The following is a 20,875-nucleotide window of genomic DNA, read 5'->3' as shown; positions in this document are numbered from 1 at the left end:
GTGAACAGTTAGGGGGAGGCACGATGCTTTTTGATACACATACTCATATAAATGATGAGGCGTTTGACGCAGATTTTCCTGATATGCTCAATCGAGCTGAGGAAGCGGGCGTTACGCAGATGGTTGTGGTCGGCGTTGATCGTCCGACCATTGAACGCGTCTTTCCGATCATTGATCAGCATAAATATATTTATGGCGCAATCGGCTGGAATCCTGAAGATGCTATTGACATGACTGAGGATGATTTTCAACTGATCCAACGAAATTTGACCCATCCCGGGATTGTCGCACTTGGCGAGATCGGTTTGGACTATCATTGGGACAAATCGCCTAAGTCGGTGCAGCATGAGGTGTTCCGCAGACAGATTCGGTTGGCCAAAAAAGCGGGTCTGCCTCTGATTATACACAATCGCGAGGCAACCGAAGATACTTGGCGCATTCTTAAAGAAGAGCATGCCGAATCAATTGGCGGCGTCATGCATTGTTACAGTGATGATTGGGACTGGGCACAGAAATTTATTGATTTGAATTTTTACATTAGTTTTGGTGGTCCGGTTACTTTTAAAAATGCGCAGCTGCAGCGAGATACGGCCACCATGGTCCCGCTTGATCGTTTGTTAATTGAAACGGATTGCCCGTTCCTCAGTCCGCAACCGTTCCGAGGTAAACGCAACGAACCGGCGCGTGTGCGTCTGGTTGCTGAAAAAGTAGCAGAGCTTAAAGGTCTGTCTCTCGAAGAAATGGCAAAGATAACAACGGAAAACGCACGACGTTGTTTCCGAATTCACGAAAATGGCTGAGCAAGGAGAAATCTTATGATTGTTAAAGAAATAATCGTCGTTGAAGGCAGAAGCGATACGGAGGCAATTCATCGTGCGCTCGATGCCGATACGATTGAAACCAACGGATCGCGTGTCAGCAAGCGCACTATTCGCGCTATTCAAAATGCACAGGCTCGCCGCGGCGTGATTGTGTTTACAGATCCCGATTATCCTGGTGAACGAATTCGAAAGATTGTCAGCCGCGCCGTCCCCGGATGCAAACACGCATTTATTACACGTGCCGAGGGTCAGGGCGGTACAAATGAAAGCCTTGGAATTGAACATGCCTCGCCGCGTACCATTCTGCGGTCACTCGAAAAGGTCTATACGCAATTCGAGGAGCCTGAGGAGCAGATCAGCATGCAGACGTTGAGGAGCCTGGGACTGCTCGGCGATAAAACGTCGCGGTCGTTGCGTGAACAGCTTTGTGAGCTACTTAATATCGGCTATGCCAATGGTAAACAATTATATAAACGACTGCGTATGTTTCAAATTGCTGAAAGCGACCTGAGGCAGGCGCTTGATGTCATCCGATCGAAGGAGTGAACGTCATGAACAAAAGAATATCATCACCGAAGACCATGCAGGATGTCATTCGCAAACACAAATTCACTTTGAAAAAGAGTCTTGGACAGAACTTCCTCATTGACGAAAATATTTTAAATAACATCGCCTTGTCAGCCGGTATCGACGAAGAAAGTTACGTGCTGGAGATTGGACCGGGAGCGGGTGCGCTCACTCAAGTACTCGCAGGTCAGGCGAAGCAAGTGCTTGCTGTGGAAATTGATCGTAGATTGGAACCCGTATTAAATGATACACTGCACGATTTTGACAATGTGGCCATTCGTTTCGGCGACGTGCTGAAGCTTGATCTTCACCAAATAATCAGTGAGGAATTTCCTCCGGGTGCAACGGTGACTGTAGTGGCCAATCTGCCTTACTACGTGACAACTCCGATTTTGATGAAATTGCTGACCGGCGATTTGCCAATCAATACAATTGTTGTGATGATTCAAAAGGAAGTCGCGAGCCGGCTCCAAGCTGAACCGGGAGAGAAAAGTTATGGATCGCTGTCCATAGCCGTTCAGTACATTGCCGAAGCAAAGATTGTGATGACGGTCCCGAAGACGGTATTTGTACCGCAGCCGAATGTGGATTCTGCTGTGATCCGTCTAGATGTTCGCCCTGAGAAAAAAGTGCAGGTTGTCGACGAAGCGTTCTTTTTTAAACTGGTTCGCGCAAGCTTTGCGCAACGTCGAAAGACCTTAATGAACAACCTCATCAATAATTTATATGACAAAGACCAAAAAGAACATTTGCTGTCGATATTAGAAAAAGTCGGTATTGACCCCGGTCGCCGCGGCGAAACACTGTCAATCGAAGAGTTCGCTCGATTGAGTGACGCACTGAGCAATGAATAAATAGATTGTCCGAAAAGAGAGCCGATCTGCGGCTCTTTTTTCACAAGTAAAGACACCAACCATTGCCGCATAAAAAAGGTAAGTAATGTTCCATGAAACTCGGTATGCAAGTAGCCAGCGTAATTCACACCATTAATTTTACATGATAATATGTCAGTACCATAGTGAAACGGAGTGATGATATTGAACAATACAAATGTATTTGGCACAGCAGAGGTGAATTCAAACTAAGTAAGGGAGATTAGAGCAGGCATGTATGAGAATCTTTTTAAAGGTCAATTGGTAAAACTTTGCGCCCACAGAGCGGAAGATATTGAGATTATGGAAAGATGGTACGAAGATGATGTCTATCTTCGAAATGTGGATACGGAGATCGCAGTGCCAAAATCTAAAAGTCAACTAGAATCCGAAGTAAACAGTCATTCTAATACTGTTGAGTTTAAATTAAGGACGTTGGAAAATGATGAATTAATTGGCTTTGTCGCCATACACAGTATCGAATGGAATAACCAGAAAGGTCTTTTAGCAATTGGAATTGGGGAAGCCAAGAATCGTAATAAAGGTTACGGTTCAGATGCTTTAAAAGTCATTCTGCGTTACGCTTTTCATGAATTAAATTTGAATCGTGTCGGCTTAGATGTGATCGAATATAACTCCGGAGGCATTCGCGCTTACGAGAAAGCCGGATTTAAGCATGAAGGAAGACAGCGATCCGCAGTTTACCGGGACGGAAAATTCTACGATCTCGTTAACATGGGCATTTTACGTTCAGAGTGGACTTCTGCAAAACAAAATAATCTTAGCGAGTAATAATTGTGTGATTTTCTGGACACCGTTCGACGTAATAAGCGTCGGTCAGTGTCCTCTTTATTTTCTTATAAGAAGTGTGTAAACATACCAGCGAATTATTTTTGACGGAACTTATGTACAATGCGGCATTCATCGCGTCCTGCGGCAGTACGGACCGGTCAATGCCAGATTTTTCTAAGAGGAAGTTAAAGGCTGCGATCATGTTCAATTGTTGAAGTGTCCCTTCATGAATATTCGTTTCTGCACAATCATAGATTGAAAAGGATGACTCTGATTTTTTACGGATCCGGATGTGCTGAAAAGAGGGAGTGGAACATGACGGTTCAAGTAGGAGATCTCGTGGCGCGAACTTCATACCATTGCGACCTTCCGTTTCGTGTGGTGGCCATTCATGAAGAGACAAAAAGCGCCGAGTTGAATGGCCATGACTTGCGCTTGTACGCAGACGCGCCGCTCGATGACTTGGTTCTAGTAACTAAAGATGAACGGGAAGAGTATGAAAAAGTGACGAGTTCGAAGGAAGCGGAGTCCTACAAGCTTTTCAGACAGGACTATAAGCAAATGAAATTGAAAAGAGGATATACGGCAACAAATGGTTATCGGGAAGGGGCTTCGTATTTTGAAATGCCCGGACGTGTGCTTCACATTGACGGAGATCCGTATTATTTAAAAAAGTGCCTTGCTTTTTATGAAAAACTGCATGTACCTGTAATCGGCAAATATATGCAGGAATCGGAAATGCCTGATCTTGCTCCGAAGCTGGTCGCGCAGATCCGCCCGGATATTCTTGTACTGACCGGACATGATGCATTTATGAAGAATAAGGGAATGCCAGACGAGATTAAGGCCTACCGCAATTCGGGGTATTTTATCCGAACAGTCAAAGAGGTTCGCTATCACTGGCCCAGTCTTGATCAGATGATTATTTTTTCCGGCGCTTGCCAATCTAATTTTGAATATTTAATTCGGGCGGGATCGAATTTTGCCAGTTCGCCTGACCGCGTAAATATTCATGCGCTTGATCCGGTTTATCTTGCCGCCAGGATCAGTTTTACGTCTTTTATGGATAGTGTCAATGTGTGGGAAGTGCTCAGAAACACGCTGACCGGTGCAGGCGGCTTGGGCGGGGTGGAAAGTCGGGGGATGCTTCGCACGGGTCTGCCCTACCCCTCGGAATAAAAATAATTTAGTAGGAAATTCAGTCGAATTTTGAGAGAAAATAACGCCTGTTCTTCGCAATAAATGTATTGACAGCAACAATGGTTTCTTGATATAATTCATACTATTTGATTTTTTGACGTCCATTGTGGTATACTTATAATTAAGCGAGGTGGATTGTCGAGATGGGAAAAACCATTGATGATATCAGAGGCGCTCTAGACGAACGTGTCGGCGAACGTTTGACATTAAAGGCAAACGGTGGCAGACGCAAAACGATTCAACGCATTGGTGTTTTGGAAGGTACCTATCCGTCGGTTTTTATTGTGAGGCTGGATAAAGATTCGAACGCGTATGACCGCGTATCGTACAGCTACACTGATGTGTTGACGGACTCGGTGGAACTCACCTTTTTGGAGGAAATGGCGAGCGGCCAGTAATGAATTGCTTGTTCGATTTCCATGATGACAGACCATTTATTTATAGCGGATGCGCGCACCCTTTTTGTTCGAAATTCACGGACAAAACTGGAGATGCGCGTTTATGCTTTTCATAAGTCTTTCGTCAAAATTCATTTTAGCACGTTTGGCGAATAGAAGAAAGTAAATTAGTGCAACCTAATTTCTGCTCGACCATTGGAAAGGAGTTGTGCCGATCATGTCCAGACGCAGAGGCATTATGTCTGAAGCATTTAAAGAGGAACTTGCCAAAGAGCTGGGGTTTTATGATACGGTCAAGAATGAAGGATGGGGCGGCATCAAGGCCCGCGACGCAGGCAATATGGTGCGCCTCGCTATTCAAAAAGCTGAAGCGACACTTGGTGACGCTGATAAACAGCACCATGATTGAGCACGAAAGAAGGGGATTCTGTCCAGAAACGGATGGGACCCCCTTTTTCTTCATGCTCGTTTCCTTTAAACTATAAAGTGTAAAAAAACGGAGTAGGTATTATAGATCAGGATCCAGCTAAGAATGCTGTTCTGGGGTGAACGGGATACTAGGGCATCCATGAATGTCGGTCCGTCAAAGCGCCACGTTCTGTGGCAATCCGGACATTAGATCATCCGTGATCGTCGCATCAATTGCTTTTTATTAAAATTGGACATGTATACGAAAGCAGCTTGTTAATTGGAAGTGGGGGAACCGTTTGAAAGTACTTGAGAAAGCACCGGCAAAAATTAACCTTTCCCTTGATGTTGTTGGGAATCGAAGCGATGGTTATCATGAGGTCAAAATGATCATGACCTCAATTGATTTAGCAGATCGGGTGGAATGCGGCGATCTGCATGAGAATCGAATTATAGTCCGTACATCAGCCCCCTATGTGCCCGAGGATGAACGTAATTTCGCATATCAGGCTGCTAAGTACATCAAAGAATGTTATGATATTCGCCGCGGTGTAGAAATAACGATTAAAAAAAATATACCAGTTGCTGCAGGACTTGCCGGAGGAAGCACGGATGCCGCGGCAACGATCCGTGCCCTGGACAAGCTATGGCATATTGGTATGTCCTATAAAGAAATGCTGGAAATTTCAGCGAAAATCGGATCTGATGTCGCTTTCTGCATTAAAGGAGGAACGGCACTCGCCACCGGAAGAGGCGAACAAATTACGCCTTTGCCGTCCTTGGCTCCTTGCTGGGTCGTTCTTGTTAAGCCGGACGTGTCGGTATCAACGGCGCAGATCTATAAAGATTTGGACAGTCAGCCGATTGTTCATCCGGATGTTGATGCCATGATCCAAGCCATCAAGAAGGAAGATTTTCAGACAATCTGCGGACTGCTCGGTAATTCTCTTGAGTCTGTGACCATGAGAAAAGTTGCGGATATCGCAAAGATAAAAGGTCATATGAAAGCGATCGGTGCGGAAGGGATATTGATGAGCGGAAGCGGACCAACCGTGTTTGCACTTACTCAGCATGAATCACGAATGTTGCGCTTGATGAATGGGATGAGAGGTTATTGTTCGCAGGTATTCGCCGTGAGGCTTTGTAAACCGTTTACCCTCTTGTCTGAATACGAATAATGGTGTAAAATTGCTTTAAAATATTCGGATTTGGAGGATTATCATGAAACTTAAGCGAAGCAGCAGACTGGTCGATATGACAGAATATTTGCTGCGGCATCCTCACCAGGTGATTTCGCTTTCCTATTTTTCGGAACGGTATGAATCTGCCAAATCCTCGATAAGCGAAGATCTGACGATTATCAAGGAGAACTTTGAATCTCAAGAAATCGGACGGCTGCAGACGCAGGCGGGGGCTACGGGCGGAGTATGTTATATGCCATCCATGGGCTGCGAGGAAGCCGAACAATTGCTTGGACGATTGCAGGAACAGATGACGCGAAAGGAGCGGATTCTACCTGGAGGCTATCTCTATATGACTGATATTCTGGGGAAGCCGGACTATATTAATGCGATTGGACGGCTGATCGCATCGGTTTTTATTAATGAAAAGCTGGATGCAATCATGACGATGGAGACAAAGGGTATTCCGCTTGCGTACGCAGTTGCCACGCAGTGCAGCGTACCGGTTGTTGTCGTCCGACGAAGCAGCAAAGTAACCGAGGGATCTACAGTAAGCATTAATTATATATCCGGGTCTTCAAAAAGGATACAGACAATGGTTTTGCCGCGAAGAAGTCTGAAAGCACACGCACGTGTTTTAATCGTCGATGACTTCATGAAAGCTGGAGGAACGATGAAAGGTATGATTAATTTAGTGGAGGAGTTCGGCGCAAAGGTTGCCGGCATGGCCGTTCTCGTTGAAAAAAAAGATGAACGTCCGAAATTGGTTAATCATTATGTATCGCTGCTTAAACTGTCAATCCTTGAGCAACAAGATGCGCTGACAATTGAAAACGGTAACGTGTACGAATGGCTGCCGAAAAATAATTCTCTTGGAGTAAAAGACTAACCGTTTCCAATAAATTTTTGAACTGCCGTCAAACACTATATGCGCAAATAATAAAAATATTTTTGTTTCTTTTTGCCACTTGCAGGATTTCCCACTTTTTATGTTGAAACAAGTATTTAGAATGACGAGTTACGCATAAGGGAAAAGGGTGGTGTCTTATCAATGGAAATAACAGATGTCAGATTGCGGCTTGTGCATACTGACGGGCGCATGAGGGCAATCGCTTCAATAACTCTTGATAAAGAGTTCGTTGTTCACGATATTCGCGTGATTGATGGAAACAATGGCACATTCGTCGCGATGCCCAGCAAGCGGACACCTGACGGGGAGTTTAGGGATATTGCCCACCCCATCACATCAGGGACTAGAGAGAAAATACAGTCGGCAATACTTAGTGAATATGAACATGCATGTGAGGGCGATCCTTCATTCGAACAGGCAGGCGCTTCTTAAATAATGGCCGTGTTATAAGATTGCATGTCTTTGATAGGTCAAACATTTTTATCAGCAGGGCTGCGTCAACGTCATTTTAAAGATACTTTTCATTTGCAGAATTTTGTGAGACAAGCCCAGCATGTTCACGAATTACTTGTTCATGAATACGATTCGATTTGAGGATAAGAGCTATTAGTAAAAAAAGGAGCCAATTGGTTCTTTTTTTTTACTTGAACATTAAAAAACATGTTCTGACGAATTGACGCAAATTTCGCCTTTGTTATCTTGAAAAAGGGTTGTTTTTAAGCTATAGTCTAAAATGGACGCTAAGGATCAGCGAAAGCTATGGGGGTTCATCATGTCAAATCGATTTGCGATCATTCTTGCTGCCGGTAAAGGTACAAGAATGCAATCGAAACTATATAAAGTGCTGCATCAGGTTTGTGGCAAACCGATGATCCGACATGTCATTGATGAGGTTGGCAAAGCTGATTTCGAAAAGGTTTATGTCATTGTCGGACATGGGGCGAATGAGGTGAAAGCGGCGGTCGGTGATAGGGCTGAATGCCTGTTGCAGCAAAAGCAGCTTGGAACAGGACACGCTGTGCTTCAAGCCGCGGATCGATTAGCCGAGCAAGAAGGCACGACGGTTGTTCTCTGCGGAGATACTCCACTGATCACTCATCAAACCATTGAGAAGCTGATTCAGATTCAAGAAAAGAATCAGGCAGCGGCAGCAGTGTTGACCGCTAAATTGGAAGATCCGACGGGATACGGTCGCGTCATTCGGGATTCATCAGGAAATGTTGCGAAAATTGTCGAACATAAAGATGCAAATCCTGATGAAAAAAGGGTAAAAGAAATTAATACGGGCATCTATTGTTTTGACAACCGTAAATTGTTTACCCTTTTAAAGCAAGTGAAAAACAATAATGTTCAGGGTGAATACTATCTTCCTGATGTTATTGGTTTGCTTGTCCGCGACTCTGAGAAAGTGATTGCCTACGCAACAGAACAGTTCGAGGAAACAGTCGGTGTCAATGACCGCATTCAATTGGCTGCTGCAGGGAAATATATGCAGGTACGCATCAATAGGGCAATGATGCAGAATGGTGTGACACTGATCGATCCGGATACAACCTATTTGTCGGCGGAATGCGAGATCGGCATGGATACGGTTGTCTATCCGGGGACGGTCATTGCCGGAAAGACACGAATCGGAAGCAGCTGCACAATCGGTGCTTATTCGCAAATTCGCGACTGTGTGATTGGCGACGGGACGCAGATTGATCAATCTGTGCTGGAGAACAGTACGATTGGAAGCAATGTGCAGATCGGACCTTTCGCACATATTCGTCCGCTGTCCAAGATCCATGATCAGACAAAAGTGGGCAGTTTTGTCGACGTAAAGAACACGGACATTGGAGAACGGAGCGGGCCGAGCATTTAAAAATAGGTGAGGCATCGCAAGATCCGGGCAAAAAAACATAATTAAAGTACAGGTTAAACCATTAACTGGAGGGAACCATTAGATGGTCAGCTATTTAGATCCAAATTTGAAAGTATTCAGCCTCAATTCAAATCCTGATCTTGCAAAGCAAATTGCAGAGCATATCGGTATTAAACTCGGAAAATGCATTGTATCGTCATTCAGTGACGGCGAGATCCAAATCAGCATCGAAGAAAGCATTCGAGGCAGTGAAGTTTATGTCATTCAGTCAACAAGTGATCCGGTGAATCAACACTTGATGGAATTGCTGATCATGATTGATGCGTTGAAACGCGCATCCGCAAAAACGATCAATTTGGTTATCCCTTATTACGGCTATGCCAGGCAGGACCGCAAAGCCCGTGCTCGCGAGCCGATCACAGCGAAGCTTGTTGCCAATCTTTTGGAAACAGCAGGTGCAACACGCGTGTTGACACTCGATTTGCATGCGCCGCAAATCCAAGGATTTTTTGACATTCCTGTCGACCAGCTTCTTGGTGTCCCGACCCTGTCGGAATATTTCATGAGCAAGCAGCTTGAGGATATCGTTATTGTCTCTCCGGATCATGGCGGTGTGACGCGTGCACGCAAAATGGCTGACCGCCTAAAAGCACCAATTGCAATCATTGATAAACGCCGCCCGCGTCCGAATGTTGCAGAAGTCATGAACATTATCGGCGATATTCAGGGCAAAACGTGCATTATTGTCGATGATATTATCGATACGGCAGGTACGATTACGCTTGCCGCTAACGCCTTAGTTGAGCGCGGCGCTAAAAAGGTGTATGCTTGCTGTACACACCCTGTTTTGTCGGGTCCCGCAATCGAACGTATTCAGGCGTCTGCAATCAGCGAACTCGTTGTGACCAACACGATTCCGCTGCCTGAAGAGAAGAAAATTGACAAAATTGTGCAGTTGTCTGTCGCACCGTTGATCGGTGAAGCAATTATTCGTATTCACGAAAAATTGTCGGTCAGCCGGTTGTTTAATTAACTATCGATCGGAATTTAGTGCCTTACAGGGTTAGATTATACGTGATTCGTCAAAAATTTAATAAGGATCCATTTGAAAGGGAGTGCAATGACGCATGGCAACATTAAGTGCGGCTGTTCGCAGCGAATTCAAGAAATCGTATGCAAAGAAATTGAGAAAAGAAGGAAAGATTCCTTCCGTAGTTTATGGAAAGACAGTAGGTAACGAATCTGTTGCGGTTGATGCCGGAGCAGTAAGCAAGCTCTTCCGCAGCGAAGGCAGAAACGCAATTATCAATTTGGACATTGAAGGTAAGAAAAAATATACGGTGATGGCTCATGAATTGCAATTTGATCCGTTAAAGGGCACTGTTCGTCATATTGATTTTCTCGAAATCAATATGAATGAAGAAATCGATGCTGTTGTACCTGTAGTACTTAAGGGTACGGAAGTTGTTGAAACCGGCGATGTTGTCTTGAACAACCAGCTGTCAGAGCTGACCGTACGCGCGCTTCCTAATGATCTTCCAAATACGATTGAAATTGACGTGTCTAAACTGGCTGTCGGTGATGCCATTCGTGTGAGCGACCTTGCAGACTCGAAAAAATATACCGTTCTTGGCGACCCTGAAGACGTTGTTGTGACGCTGTCTTATGGTACACAAGAAGCTGAAGCACCAGCAGAAGAAGCAACCGAAACTGCGGATGCTGCTGCGCCTGCAGCTGATGGTGAAAACGCAGCTGAATAAGTGTTCATTGAAATGAATGGAAAGGCGTAACCAATGCGTTACGCCTTTTTTCGTACCAATTAGAAAGTAAAAACATGTTGGTTATTTCTGAACATGAGATAAGACACGGTGGAGTTGAGCCGAGAAATTAATGCGCGAAACACTTATCTCAGATAGAAAGTGAGGAATCACTGTGAAAGTCATTGTCGGACTGGGCAATCCCGGTTCTGAATATGCCCATACGCGGCATAACATAGGGTTTGAAGTGATCGACTTAATCTCGCAGCAGCACGGAATCCGTTTAAACAAAAACAAGTTTAACGCGCTGTTTGGAAAAGGGTCGATCGATGGGGAAGAACTTTTGTTAGTGAAGCCGCTTACTTATATGAATGCCTCAGGTGAAGCAATTGGGCCGCTGCTTCGTTTTTTTAAGCTGTCAGTCGTTGACTTGCTGGTTATTCAGGATGATATGGATCTGCCGGTAGGCAAGATTCGCGTGAGGCAAAAGGGAAGCGCCGGCGGGCACAATGGGATTAAGTCAATTATTCAGCATGTGAACTCGCAGGAATTTGCTCGAATTAAAGTAGGTGTTGGCCATCCTCAGCACTCGCGTGAGGCAGTCATACGTTATGTGCTTCAAGGTTTTTCCGGGGATGACCAAATACAGATTTCGTCGGCAATTGAACGTGCAGCATCAGCTGCAGAAGCTTGGCTCACGTTGCCTTTTTCACAGGTGATGAATAAGTATAATGCGAATAAGTAGAAAACCGCGCGGGTATAATCATAGAAGTTTATCACAGATGATTAGGGTTCTGAAGAATCACTGCAGAGCTTTGGCTTAAGCCAAAGCGTTTTTCGGTTTTCAGAAAGCGAGGGTAGTCCATGCTTGGACTGAGCCACTATTATCAACAGAACATAGATGAAATTCAAACAGTCCTTGAAGGCTATGAGCAAGGTATGAAGCAGCAGCTGGTGTCCGGACTTTCAGGCGGCGCAAAAGCATTATGGATTGCGGCGGTTTATCAGCAGAGACATCAGACATCTGTTGTTGTGACACATAACCTTTATCAAGGGCAGAAACTTTATAATGATCTCGAAGGCTTGATCGATTCGGAGGAGCTGTTTCTTTACCCTGCCAACGACTTGATTGCGTCTGAACTTGCTGTGGCAAGTCCGGAACTGCTCGCTCAACGTATTGATGTACTGAACCGGCTTGCGCAAAATCGCAAAGCACTCATTATTATACCGGTCGCCGGACTGAAAAAACTGCTCGCTCCGCTTTATTTGTGGAAAGCGAGCTTATTGCAGTTTGAGGTCGGAAAGACGGTTGATTTAGATGCGCTTCCGCGAAAATTGACAGCCATGGGCTATGAACGCGAATCTATGGTTGCCGGTCCAGGTCAATTCAGTATACGGGGCGGAATCATTGATCTTTTCCCGCTGACAGAAGCCCATCCGATCCGCATTGAGCTGTTTGACGATGAAATCGACTCTGTTCGCTATTTTGACAGTGACTCTCAGCGTTCGCTGGAAATGATTCAAAACAGCGTGCTGATCGGTCCGGCACGGGAACTTCTGCTTTACGAGGAAAACTATGCGGCGGCTGCGCAAGGACTTGAGCATGAACTGGCTGTCTCGTTAGCCAAGATGAAGGATCAGAAGGCTCAAGAGCTGCTCAGCGAACATAGCTCTGCTGACATTGAATCATTAAAACAAGGTGTGCCTTTTAACGGAATGATCAAGTATGCGTCTTTGTATTACAACAAATTGACGACTATTGATGATTATTTGCCTGAAGATGCTTTGATTATCTTTGATGAGATCAGCCGGATTCAAGAAATGTCTGAACAGCTGGATCGCGAAGAAGCCGAATGGCGAGTCGACATGCTGCAAAGAGGAGATATGGTCAGTGAATTGCCGCTGACTATGAGTTGGCCACAACTGACCGAGCGGCTGTCCCATCCGCTTCTCTTGCTGTCCCTTTTCCTCAGGTACCATGGTCAGTTTCAGCCGCAGAATGTCGTCAGTATAACATGTCGTGCGATGCAAAATTTTCATGGTCAGATTCAATTGTTGAAGACTGAGGTTGAACGTTGGAAGAAGGGCGATTTCTCCGTTACCTTTCTCGCCTCTGACAAAGAACGAGCAAAACGCTTAGATCAAGTATTATCGGATTATGGCATTCAGGCGGAATTTGTAGCACCCGAAACGCCACCTGTTCACGGTGTGAATCAGATTACAATCGGTCAATTTGAAATTGGCTTTGAATTGCCGCTTAAGAAAATCGCCGTGATTACTGAGCAGGAAGTCTTTACAAAAAAGACGGCGAAAGCGAACCATCATGGAAAGAAACTGTCGAATGCCGAACGCCTGAAAAATTATAGCGAGCTTAAAGTCGGCGATTATGTGGTTCATGTGGATCACGGGATCGGCCGATACGCCGGTATTGAGACGCTTGAAGTCAACGGTACGCATAAAGATTATTTGCAAATTATTTATAAGGGCAATGATAAGCTCTACGTCCCGGTGGAACATATTGATCAAGTACAGAAGTATGTGAGCTCCGAGGGTAAGGAACCGAAGATCTATGCACTAGGCGGCGGCGAATGGAAGAAGGTCAAGAGCAAAGCACGTTCGTCGATTCAAGATATCGCTGATGACTTGATCAAGCTCTACGCAAAGCGTGAAGCGAGCAAAGGCTACGCTTTTGCGAAGGACAGCGATGCGCAGCAGGAATTTGAAGCGGCGTTCCCATATGAGGAAACCACAGACCAGCTCCAAGCCATTGAAGAAATCAAGAAGGATATGGAGAACGAGAAGCCGATGGATCGTTTGCTGTGCGGTGATGTGGGCTACGGCAAGACCGAGGTTGCTTTGCGTGCTGCATTTAAAGCCATTGCCGACGGAAAACAAGTGGCTCTTCTGGTTCCGACTACAATCCTTGCACAACAGCATTTCGAGACGGCGAGTGAACGGTTTGAAGATTTTCCGGTCACGATCGGACTGCTTAGCCGTTTTCGTTCGAGGAAAGAACAAATGGAAACGCTTAAGGGCCTTAAAGCGGGCACGGTTGATTTAGTCATTGGGACGCATCGTCTACTGTCAAAGGATGTTCAATATAAAGATCTCGGTTTGCTGATTGTTGATGAAGAACAACGATTCGGAGTCACCCACAAGGAAAAAATTAAACGTCTGAAGGCGAATGTCGATGTGCTGACACTGACCGCGACACCGATTCCACGTACACTGCATATGTCGATGCTCGGGGTACGTGACCTTTCAATTATTGAAACACCACCGGAGAACCGCTTCCCTGTACAAACCTTTGTCATGGAATACAATGCGTCATTAATTCGGGAAGCAATCGAACGCGAAATGGCGCGCGGCGGGCAGGTGTACTTCCTTTATAATCGTGTGGAAACGATTCAGCGGATGGCTGAAATGATCTCCGGACTGGTCCCTGATGCAGCAGTCACATTTGCGCATGGGCAAATGAAAGAATCAGAACTTGAATCTGCAATGATTGATTTTCTCGACGGAAATGCAGATGTACTTGTTAGTACGACAATTATTGAAACCGGCGTTGATATTCCAAACGTCAATACCCTGATTGTTTACGATGCCGATCGAATGGGGCTAGCTCAACTGTACCAGCTTCGCGGACGAGTCGGGCGTTCCAGCCGTGTTGCCTATGCTTATTTTACGTATCAACGCGATAAGGTCATGAACGAGGTTGCTGAGAAAAGACTGCAAGCCATAAAGGAATTTACCGAGCTCGGTTCCGGATTTAAAATCGCAATGCGTGATTTGTCCATTCGCGGTGCCGGAAATCTGCTGGGCGCCCAGCAGCATGGATTTATCGACTCTGTCGGTTTTGATCTTTATTCGCAAATGCTTCAGGATGCCATTGCTGAGCGCAGCAAGAAGAGCAGTACGGACATGGCACCAAAACCGCCTAAAGTCACCATTGAGATGGAGACAGATGCATACATTCCGGATCTGTATATTGAGGATTCTCTGCAGAAAATTGATATGTATAAACGCTTCAAAGCTGCTGCCTCGGTTCAAGATGTTGAAGAACTGAAGGATGAGATGATCGACCGGTTCGGCGATTACCCAAGAGAAGTAGCCGACCTGTTCAAAGTGGCCGAGATACGCGTGACAGCAAATCAATTAATGATTGAGGAAATTAAGCAGCAAAGTTCTGAGGTCAGAATTATTTTCTCGGAAATGGGCTGGAAATCATTGGATCGAGAGTCGCTGTTTAAAGCAATCAGCAAAATGGGGTCCGGAGTTGGTCTCGGCGCGGAAGGATCGAAAATGAAAATAACCATTAAACAGAATAGGCGCAATGCAGATTCTAAGTTGCTGGAGGAGGTTGCTAAACTGCTTGGCGGAATCGAGCAGCTTCAGAAGCCGTCTGAGAAGGTAGGATAAATTTGGCGAAAAATGCATACTTTGACCAGTAGCGCAGATAATAATGCAAGGAATAGATGATTTTTGCGGAAGCGGAAAGAGAGGACATCCTTGTATGAAAGCAACTGGCATTGTCCGCCGAATCGATGATCTTGGGCGGGTAGTTATTCCTAAAGAAATACGGCGTACACTTCGTATTCGTGAAGGGGATCCACTAGAAATTTTCGTTGATCATGATGGCGAAGTGATTTTGAAAAAATACTCGCCGCTGAGCGAGCTCGGCGATTTTGCAAAAGAATACGCGGAGTCCTTGGCGGAAAATTCCGGCAAGCTGACCCTTGTCAGTGACCGTGATGCTGTGATTGCAGTCGCGGGAGGACCTAAAAAAGACTACTTGGAAAAGCGTCTGCTTGCGGTACCGGAAAAATCCATGGAGCAGCGGCAAACCATTCTTGAACAGGATCGCGGCGAGCCGCTAATGGAAGGACATGAAAATCTGTCCGGCCCCTATGTTGTTGCACCAATTATTGCCGGGGGCGATCCAATCGGTACCATTATTCTCATCGATAAGGACAAGAAGCCGATGGGTGAAGTCGAGGTAAAGCTTGCTGAGACGGCTGCAGGCTTTCTTGGCAGGCAGATGGAGCATTAAAAGTAAAATGTTTGCATGAGAGGAGGCGGCTGCAGCGCCTCTTTTTTGCAAGATAAGAAAGTATAGGACTTTGCCCCATATTTAAACGAATAAGCCAGTGTCTTGGACGAGAATAAAAGCGGAGGTTCGAGACGCCAGCGGGATCAGGTGCCAGCGAGACCCCGCGGATTTCTGCTTGTCTGAGGAGGCTCGCGGTGCGCCCGCGGTCGCGCTCAGTTGATGCGAGCAACCGAAGCGATGATTCACACCATAAAGACACAAATCAATGCTAAAAAAGGGAACTTTCGCAAGTGTAAAGGAGCTTTCGCTAAATACGCATACGTCCTGTATGCAACGCGAAAGCCATCACGTCCTGTGAAAGTAAGGACCGGGCGCTTTTTGCCCGGTTTTTCTTACAAGAAAAGAATGTATATCGTTCTGCCTTGCTGGTACAATGATCAGCGTCATAAGATTCGGGTGGGTGATCAGGCAAGCGCCCAATCTGAGAAATAGACGGAAAAATTCCGCTTAAATTGAAAATGAATGGTAAAATCGCTTAAATAGACGGAGAAATTACCCTTATTGAATCGAAAAACGTAAAAATAGAGGTTTTTTCTCTGAATAAGCGGAAAAATTACCCTTATTTACAGGCAAAACTAGCGCCATGGCGCATATAACCGGAAAATCTCCGCTTATTTTACTCGTTACTTAATGAAGGACCGGGCGTTTTTTGCCCGGTTTTTCTTATTGGGTTGATTCTTGATTCCAGGTACGCGATAGGGCAAGTTATGATATAATCCAACAGAGAATTCTTGGAGAAATGAGAGAGATCATGGGCAACGAGAAGAGGGAGAGCCACTTGGTGTGGCGCGGTGCGGCGATACTCACGGGTGCAGCTCTGCTGGTGAAGATTATGAGCGCGCTTTACCGGCTTCCCTACCAAAATTTTGCCGGCGACGTCGGTTTTTATGTTTATCAGCAAGTTTATCCTTTTTACGCACTGGCAGTGGCACTTGGAAGCACGGGATTTCCAATTGTCATTTCCAAATATATGGCTGAGGCAGGAGAACGGCATGACGCGAAAGTGGACGTGCAAAGGCATGCACTGATCGCGCTGCTGCTGATCTGCGGATTCTTTTTTGCTGCGCTTTTTATCTTTGCACAGCCTTTGGCAGCACTGATTGGTGATCAGCATCTTGCTGCCTTAATTCGTATCGCCGCATCAGCCTATCTTTTCGTCCCGATTGTGGCCCTTTTGCGCGGAACTTTTCAAGGCGACAAGGAAAATATGCTGCCTACAGCTCTCTCTCAAATCGGAGAACAGGTGACGCGTGTTTGTTTCATTTTAGGATTGTCCTGGTATTTATTTCTCAATCATGGAGATGCCTATGCATTCGGATTGGTTGCAACATCAGGATCGGCATTTGCGCCGCTCGTCACACTGATTATTCTTATTCTGTTTTTGCCCCGAAAAAAACAGTTCGCATACGAACTGTTTTCGAGGTCGGCCGTTGCAATCAATTGGCGGATGGTCAAAACACTTATAACTGCCGGCTGTCTTTTTTCCATTCTTGCCGTTCCCCTGCTCTCGTTTCAGCTTATTGATTCATTAACCGTACTTCGGCTTTTGGGTAAAATGCATCTTGCCGATCCGCGTGCTGAAAAGGGCATCTATGATCGTGCTTATATACTGACACAGTTTGGAATGATCGCATCTGCTTCGCTGACGGTGGCCATGGTGCCGCGCCTAGCGCAACTCGCAGCATTGCGAAAGCGTTATGAATTTCAAATGGAGGCAACGCTTTCGATTAAAGTAAGCGTTGCTTTTGGTGCAGCAGCAGCTGCAGGACTCATGATGATCAGCCGCGAGGTTAATATTATGCTGTTTCGAAATGCCGACGGAACGGCAGCTTTCGCAATTGCATCGTTCACGATGCTGACGCTTTCGATCATTTTGACCGCTTCAGGAATTTTAGAGGCAAACGGAAAACCCTGGGTACCTTTTTACTTTCTTGTCCTTGGCTCGTGTGTAAAAGGTGCGGCAAATTATTTCCTTATTCCGCACTTTGCTATTGTCGGTGCTGCTTTGGGTACATGTCTAGGAACCGCTGCAGCTGCTGTAATGAGTCTTGTCTATTTGCACCGCCATGCATTGACCGAGCGATTGCCCTGGCGCGCGGTTGTGAAATTAGGCATTGCCTTATCCGGGATGGCGGCAAGCGTGTCTCTTTGGAAAAGAATAATCAGCCGCTTCACCGATCCCCTTTCGGCAAGGCCCGCAGCATCAGTGCTCGCTTTATCCGGAGCCGTAGTCGGCGGTGTGGTCTTTATCGTGATCCTTTATATGGTCCGTTTTCTGAATAAGCATGACCTGAAGCGGCTTCCGATACGAAGAAAAAAGAAGCACAGTGCGGCATCGGCACGGTCTCGGAAACTGTGATCTGAAGGTAACTTATGATAGAATGAAAAAAATGATGGTTATAGAAGATGCTCGGGAGGCAGGACTATGATCATCTCTTTTGAGCAGATCTCTATACGTGGGAAAAAACGTATAAACGAATGAATACAATATGGAGGAATGGTTTGAATGAATAAAAATGAACTCATCCATAAAGTGGCAGAGAAAACGGGCATTGCGAAAAAAGATACGGAAACGGTGGTTAACGAAGCGCTGGAACAAATTATTCAAGCGCTGAATGCCGATGAAAAGGTTCAATTTGTCGGATTCGGTACCTTCGAAGTCCGTCAGCGCGCAAGCAGGACAGGACGCAATCCCCAGACAGGCGAAACAATCACAATCCCGGCGACCCGCGTGCCAGGGTTTAGAGCCGGCAATAAATTTAAGGATGCAGTGAAAAAATGAGATTAGACAAATATTTGAAAATATCCCGATTGATTAAACGGCGAACAGTAGCGAAGGAACTCGCCGATCAGGGGCGCGTTGATATTAATGGACAACCCGGAAAGGCAAGCTCGAATGTTGCGGTCGGTGATCAGCTGACTCTGCACTTCGGCCAAAAACCAATGACTGTTCGCATCTTGCTGTTAAAAGAAGTCGTCAAAAAAGAAGAAGCCGATTCGCTCTATGAAGTGGTCCGTGACCAGCAGGAAGGTCAATAAGCATTAAGTAGAAATTGATTTATTGTTGGTGATTCCGGTTGGTTCTAAATGGGACAGCTCCCTCATAATGTAGGAAACAGAGGAGGGGGAGTCCAATGAGTCAATTTTATTCGTCTCAGATCCCTAATAAAGACAAGCCGGCGCAAAATCAAAATATAGTTGTTAAGGATCGGAAATCAATCGAGATTACCGGTGTCAAACACGTGGAAAGCTTTGATCATGAAGAATTCTTGCTTGAGACGGTATTGGGGTATCTTGCCGTTCGAGGTTCCGGTCTGAAAATGCAAAATCTGAATGTTGAGCAGGGCCAGGTATTGATTGAGGGGCATATTATTGAAATCAGCTATCTGGATGATCAGGGCGGAGAAGCTCATAAAGGCTTCTTCGGCAAGCTGTTTCGATGACGCTTGAACAGCAATACGTCTCGCTTATCCTGATGCTCGCCATGGGTATTTGGTTCGGTGCTTCATTTTCGGTCTATCAGCACTTTGTGCACCCGAAAAAAGGACGCCGTTGGATTTTGCTGATTTCAGACCCTCTCTTTTGGATCGTACAGGCTGTACTGCTTTTTTCACTTTTGTTACCCGTAAATGAAGGACAATTGCGTCTTTATTATTTCCTGGGTATTGCACTCGGCTTTGCTTTTTATAAAGCACTTTTAGAAAAACCATTCATGCGTCTATTCGGCAAAATTGTTGCGGTGACTGTCCGAACAGGGCGTTTTACCGCAAAAACTGTCTATCAATTATTGATTTATCCGCTCTTTTTCCTATTGATGCTTGTCTTCAGATTGTGTAGAATGACAGTAAACACCTTACTGAAAATTTTGCTCTTTCTGCTTTTGATTCCTTTGAAAATTCTAAGAGGCATTGTTCGACTGGTTCTTCCGGATCGAGCAGTGGTCTATCTGGCAAAAAAAAGAATTTGGATACAGCAGAAATTCAATCAGTGGATGTCACTATTCACCAAACGGAAATGATCGGGGGGAACGATATGGAGAGTGCCGGTGCAGAGCGGGTCACTCGACTGCAGAATAATTATCTGCAGTCGCAGGAAATGAATGAAAAGAGAAAAAGAAAACGGCACAAGGGGTTAATTCGGCGTTTGACTGCTTTTTTTATTGTTTTTGCTTTAGCCTGCGCCTTCATGATCTCCTCTCTGATTTCGCAATCCCATAAACTAAATGCTGCATCACAAGAAAAAATAAGTTTACAAAAACAGCTGAATCAGTCGAAATCCCAAGCAGTGGAATTGAAGAAACGCATTTCTCTGCTGCATAATAAAAAATATATTGGCGAAATTGCAAGGCGCGATTATCTGTTATCGAATAAAGGAGAAATTATTTTTTCGAAACCCGATAATAACAAGGATTGACAGGCACTTTTTTTGCTATGTATAATAATATAATTAGTGATACCAATTTAGGAGGAAGCTTTTTTTTATGTCAATTGAAGCAGGCAGCAAGCTGAAGGGTAAAGTATCAGGAATTACGAACTTCGGAGCCTTCGTTGATTTACCAGACGGAAAAACGGGTCTGGTTCATATCAGTGAGGTTGCGGATCGGTATGTGAAAGACATTCATGACGTTCTGGCGGTTGGTGATGAAGTAACGGTAAAGGTGTTGCAAGTCGCTCCGGATGGAAAAATCGGTCTATCGATCCGTAAAGCTGTCGATAAACCTAAGGTTGCATCTTCATCCTCGCGCGGAGGTTCTCAGAGACATGGCGGCGGGAAACGGTTTACCTCGCGTGCTCCAAGCTTTGAGGACAAAATCTCCCAGTATTTGAAGGACAGTGAAGATCGGCTTTCGACAATTAAGCGCCAGACAGAATCCAAACGCGGGGGACGCGGTGCGAGAAGAGGCTGAGCGCGACCTCCGAAAGTTTCTCAATATATAAACGCAACACCCAAGTTCAAACAGAGCTTGGGTGTTTTTTATTGCCCCTTGACAGGGGG

General features: G+C 45.5%; 23 protein-coding genes. All 23 read left to right on the top strand.

What is annotated here, in order from left to right; all coding sequences use genetic code 11:
* Positions 1–23 precede the first annotated feature (23 nt).
* A complete protein-coding gene (locus AC1MBV_RS09115) occupies positions 24–800 on the top strand; it encodes a TatD family hydrolase (protein WP_255749284.1) in 777 nt (258 codons plus the stop codon).
* Between the two features lie 15 nt (positions 801–815).
* A complete protein-coding gene (gene rnmV / locus AC1MBV_RS09110) occupies positions 816–1,367 on the top strand; it encodes a ribonuclease M5 (RefSeq protein WP_480948118.1) in 552 nt (183 codons plus the stop codon).
* Positions 1,368–1,372: 5 nt separating this feature from the next.
* The gene (rsmA, locus tag AC1MBV_RS09105) at positions 1,373–2,242 is read left to right on the top strand and encodes a 16S rRNA (adenine(1518)-N(6)/adenine(1519)-N(6))-dimethyltransferase RsmA (RefSeq protein WP_255749255.1); all 870 of its coding nucleotides are present in this window, start codon (positions 1,373–1,375) and stop codon (positions 2,240–2,242) included.
* A gap of 252 nt (positions 2,243–2,494) precedes the next feature.
* Positions 2,495–3,052 (top strand): GNAT family N-acetyltransferase, encoded by a 558-nt coding sequence (locus tag AC1MBV_RS09100; protein ID WP_480948117.1) that lies wholly within the window; start codon positions 2,495–2,497, stop codon positions 3,050–3,052.
* A 315-nt stretch (positions 3,053–3,367) separates the two neighbouring features.
* Positions 3,368–4,231 (top strand): sporulation peptidase YabG, encoded by an 864-nt coding sequence (gene yabG / locus AC1MBV_RS09095; protein ID WP_255749256.1) that lies wholly within the window; start codon positions 3,368–3,370, stop codon positions 4,229–4,231.
* Between the two features lie 164 nt (positions 4,232–4,395).
* Positions 4,396–4,650 (top strand): Veg family protein, encoded by a 255-nt coding sequence (locus AC1MBV_RS09090; protein ID WP_253064440.1) that lies wholly within the window; start codon positions 4,396–4,398, stop codon positions 4,648–4,650.
* Between the two features lie 217 nt (positions 4,651–4,867).
* Positions 4,868–5,059 (top strand): small, acid-soluble spore protein, alpha/beta type, encoded by a 192-nt coding sequence (locus tag AC1MBV_RS09085; RefSeq protein ID WP_255749257.1) that lies wholly within the window; start codon positions 4,868–4,870, stop codon positions 5,057–5,059.
* 298 nt (positions 5,060–5,357) lie between these two features.
* Positions 5,358–6,236, top strand: coding sequence for a 4-(cytidine 5'-diphospho)-2-C-methyl-D-erythritol kinase (ispE, locus tag AC1MBV_RS09080; RefSeq protein ID WP_480948116.1), 879 nt, complete (start codon positions 5,358–5,360; stop codon positions 6,234–6,236).
* A gap of 43 nt (positions 6,237–6,279) precedes the next feature.
* Positions 6,280–7,128 carry a pur operon repressor gene (gene purR, locus AC1MBV_RS09075; protein ID WP_255749259.1) on the top strand — a complete coding sequence of 283 codons (849 nt, stop codon included), beginning with the start codon at positions 6,280–6,282 and terminating at the stop codon, positions 7,126–7,128.
* Between the two features lie 162 nt (positions 7,129–7,290).
* Positions 7,291–7,581 carry a septation regulator SpoVG gene (gene spoVG / locus AC1MBV_RS09070; RefSeq protein ID WP_023511710.1) on the top strand — a complete coding sequence of 97 codons (291 nt, stop codon included), beginning with the start codon at positions 7,291–7,293 and terminating at the stop codon, positions 7,579–7,581.
* A gap of 340 nt (positions 7,582–7,921) precedes the next feature.
* Positions 7,922–9,013, top strand: coding sequence for a bifunctional UDP-N-acetylglucosamine diphosphorylase/glucosamine-1-phosphate N-acetyltransferase GlmU (gene glmU / locus AC1MBV_RS09065; protein ID WP_255749260.1), 1,092 nt, complete (start codon positions 7,922–7,924; stop codon positions 9,011–9,013).
* 82 nt (positions 9,014–9,095) lie between these two features.
* Positions 9,096–10,046, top strand: a complete 951-nt coding sequence (locus AC1MBV_RS09060) for a ribose-phosphate diphosphokinase (RefSeq protein ID WP_255749261.1) — start codon at positions 9,096–9,098, stop codon at positions 10,044–10,046.
* Between the two features lie 94 nt (positions 10,047–10,140).
* On the top strand, positions 10,141–10,773 hold the full coding sequence (locus tag AC1MBV_RS09055; RefSeq protein WP_255749262.1) for a 50S ribosomal protein L25/general stress protein Ctc: 633 nt from the start codon (positions 10,141–10,143) through the stop codon (positions 10,771–10,773).
* A 172-nt stretch (positions 10,774–10,945) separates the two neighbouring features.
* Positions 10,946–11,515, top strand: a complete 570-nt coding sequence (gene pth, locus AC1MBV_RS09050; RefSeq protein WP_480948115.1) for an aminoacyl-tRNA hydrolase — start codon at positions 10,946–10,948, stop codon at positions 11,513–11,515.
* 119 nt (positions 11,516–11,634) lie between these two features.
* A complete protein-coding gene (mfd, locus tag AC1MBV_RS09045; protein WP_480948114.1) occupies positions 11,635–15,189 on the top strand; it encodes a transcription-repair coupling factor in 3,555 nt (1,184 codons plus the stop codon).
* A gap of 94 nt (positions 15,190–15,283) precedes the next feature.
* Positions 15,284–15,820 (top strand): stage V sporulation protein T, encoded by a 537-nt coding sequence (gene spoVT / locus AC1MBV_RS09040; RefSeq protein ID WP_255749265.1) that lies wholly within the window; start codon positions 15,284–15,286, stop codon positions 15,818–15,820.
* 799 nt (positions 15,821–16,619) lie between these two features.
* Positions 16,620–18,239, top strand: coding sequence for a putative polysaccharide biosynthesis protein (locus tag AC1MBV_RS09035; RefSeq protein WP_480948113.1), 1,620 nt, complete (start codon positions 16,620–16,622; stop codon positions 18,237–18,239).
* Between the two features lie 147 nt (positions 18,240–18,386).
* Positions 18,387–18,662 (top strand): HU family DNA-binding protein, encoded by a 276-nt coding sequence (locus AC1MBV_RS09030; RefSeq protein WP_255749266.1) that lies wholly within the window; start codon positions 18,387–18,389, stop codon positions 18,660–18,662.
* On the top strand, positions 18,659–18,919 hold the full coding sequence (locus AC1MBV_RS09025) for an RNA-binding S4 domain-containing protein (protein WP_255749267.1): 261 nt from the start codon (positions 18,659–18,661) through the stop codon (positions 18,917–18,919). Before AC1MBV_RS09030 ends, AC1MBV_RS09025 begins: the two co-directional genes overlap by 4 nt.
* A 95-nt stretch (positions 18,920–19,014) precedes the next feature.
* Positions 19,015–19,323 carry a sporulation protein YabP gene (gene yabP, locus AC1MBV_RS09020; RefSeq protein WP_255749268.1) on the top strand — a complete coding sequence of 103 codons (309 nt, stop codon included), beginning with the start codon at positions 19,015–19,017 and terminating at the stop codon, positions 19,321–19,323.
* Entirely contained in the window at positions 19,320–19,898 is a 579-nt protein-coding gene (gene yabQ, locus AC1MBV_RS09015; protein WP_255749269.1) for a spore cortex biosynthesis protein YabQ, read from the top strand. The genes yabP and yabQ overlap by 4 nt, the downstream gene beginning before the upstream one ends.
* The gene (locus AC1MBV_RS09010) at positions 19,868–20,293 is read left to right on the top strand and encodes an FtsB family cell division protein (protein ID WP_480948112.1); all 426 of its coding nucleotides are present in this window, start codon (positions 19,868–19,870) and stop codon (positions 20,291–20,293) included. The genes yabQ and AC1MBV_RS09010 overlap by 31 nt, the downstream gene beginning before the upstream one ends.
* Positions 20,294–20,360: 67 nt before the next feature.
* Positions 20,361–20,786 carry a S1 domain-containing RNA-binding protein gene (locus tag AC1MBV_RS09005; RefSeq protein WP_255749271.1) on the top strand — a complete coding sequence of 142 codons (426 nt, stop codon included), beginning with the start codon at positions 20,361–20,363 and terminating at the stop codon, positions 20,784–20,786.
* Positions 20,787–20,875: the final 89 nt, after the last annotated feature.

The sequence above is a fragment of the Sporolactobacillus sp. PKPK-6 genome, assembly GCF_056678885.1.
This window is presented reverse-complemented; position numbering and strand designations above follow the sequence as displayed.